Annotated in this window: 1 protein-coding gene; it reads left to right on the top strand. The window is 41.0% G+C overall.

The annotated features are described in order from the left end of the window. Nucleotides 1–2526: Ig-like domain-containing protein (locus AB1422_18835; protein MEW6621357.1), on the top strand; the 2526-nt coding region annotated here is incomplete at both ends.

Genomic DNA, 2526 nt, shown 5'->3' with positions numbered 1-2526 from the left:
GTTTGAATATAGTCGGTTAAACGAAACAGCGACTTACACGATATTAATTGATAGTATTGCCCCGTGGCTGGCAGATTGGAATACAATAGGTTTGCAAGATGGGAGTTATACGGTGAAGGCAAGTAGTGTAGATGAAGTTGGGTTGACGGCAAGCACGAGTTCAGAGGTGCGGGTGGATAATACCGCCCCGCAAGTTACTATCGATTTGATTGATGGTGCCTTACCGGGAGCAAAAATACTACAAAATGTTGTCCCTGTCGTATTCAGGGCATGGGATGATACTACTTCTATTTCAGGCACACCAACTATTTCTATTGATGGTGGAACATGGACATCTGTTTCTCAATGGTCACCTCAATATGGCACACATTCCTGGAATACACTTAGTGTTATGGATACTACACATTTACTTCAAATAAGGGCAATGGATGAGGCAGGTAATATTGGTTATTCTGAAATAAGATGTGTATTAGTAGATAATTCTTTAGAAGAGGTAGTGATACTTACTCCAGCATCAGGTGCTCATGTCAGAGGTGATTGGATAGTGCGACTTTCAGCACCACAAAATACTGCTTGGGTAGAATTCTGGATTGCCAGAGGAAATACCTCGACTACATGGAGTTTGACGGGTGTGCCATTCGCTACTACCACAGATACTTATGGGGTAGATGGTTGGACAGGAACATGGACTACCGGTAGTTTTACCGATGCATCGGATTATAAGGTTTATGCAAGGGCTTATAATTCAGGTAGCGAGACACTTGGAACTGCGGTATCAACGGATATAGAAATAGATAATACTGCGGCAACTATAACTGTGAATGTCAGGTCACCTATTTCAAAACAAGGCACGATTACAATCAGTTCATTAGCGGGTGATATAGATGAAATTTTCTTTGAATGTGGTTCAGGAATGGGAACATATTCAATTGGGATTGATGTAACCTCTCCATTTGGAATCTGGTGGAATACACTTGGGCTAAAAGATGGTACATATACAATTCAGGCGACATCAAAGGATGAGGTGGGTAATACTTACACCGCTTATGCGGCTACATTAGTAGATAATACCGCACCCGAGTTTAAGATTACGGCACCACCGACGACCAGTATCCTTTACGGAACTCTTACGGTTATATTCTGCGGGACGGAAGCAACTACATGGTTTTATGGGACACCAACTATTTTAATTGACGGTGAAAATAAAGGAGAGGTAACCCAATGGAACTCAGCAGGTTATGGAACTTATACTTGGGTAACAAAAGATATTCCAGATGGTGCCCATACACTACAAATTAGAGGGGAAGATGTTGAAGGTAATATTGGTTATTCTACAATACGAGTTGTTCAGATAGATAATACATTGGCTGGTCTGGTAATTTTAGAGCCACTTGAAGATGCACATATAACAGGAACAGTAACAATACGAGTTTCAGCACCAAGCGATACTGATAGGGTGCAGTTTGAAATTGGTACAGGAGGAACTACATGGTATGACCCACGCGATTTCTCAATAGGTTCTTATACAGATACAACGAAAGCGGATGGTTGGAGTGCATTATGGAATACAAAGGCATTTACAGATGGAACATGGATTATCAGGGCAACAGCTTTTGCTGGGGAGGGAACGGTAGTTGGGACAGATACAAATGCAAATATTGAGGTTGATAATACAGCCCCGATGATTTCTATTGCTACTATTACTGAAACTGGGGTGGTTAGAGGAACTATTATAATAAATGTTGGTACTTATTCTCCAGATGTAGCCTCGGTATTATTTGAATATTCCACTAATACTATTTCGTGGTATCTAATTGGTCAGGATACAAGTGCTCCCTTTAATATAATATGGAATACTAAAGAGGTAAATAATGGTTCTTACACTGTCAAAGTAACCGCTACCGATGAAGTAAATTTAGCAAGTAGTACAACCAGTTCGGAATTTAGAGTTGATAATACCCTTCCAGCGATAGCTATAACCTATCCAACAGAGGGATTAAGGGTGAGAAGTACAGTAACCGTAACATTTACCGTAGATGGTGCGACGAATACATCCGGTTGGATAAGTATAGATGGTGGAGTATATACCGAAACTGGTTCTGGGACATATAATTGGTTCACAGGGACGCTTACAGATGGTTGGCATACGATAAAGATAAAGGCAACAGAATTAAGTGGGAATTGGGGTTATTCGGATTTGATGCGAGTATATGTGGATAATACACGACCTACATTTGATATTTCTGCGACACCTGATCCGACAAAAGGAGGACCGGTAATTATAACTGTCGTTTCCTCTGAAGAATTACGCATATCGCCATTAGTCACAGTTACTCAAAATGGCACCTCAACCATAACCCTTGCTACCTTTACCTTGAAATCTGGTTATACCTCTGTATATATTGGGACTTATACTACGGTAATTTCAGGTTATGATGGCACTGCCACCATTGCCGTTATCGGCACGGATACCGCAGAGTTGTATGGAAATAGTGGTGTTGGAACGGGTACCTTTGTAGTAGATAC

Source organism: bacterium, from assembly GCA_040757115.1.
In the GTDB taxonomy this organism is placed as follows: Bacteria; UBA9089; CG2-30-40-21; order CG2-30-40-21; family SBAY01; genus JBFLXS01.
Note: the sequence above shows the minus strand (reverse complement) of the source record. Positions and strands in the feature narration are given on the sequence as shown.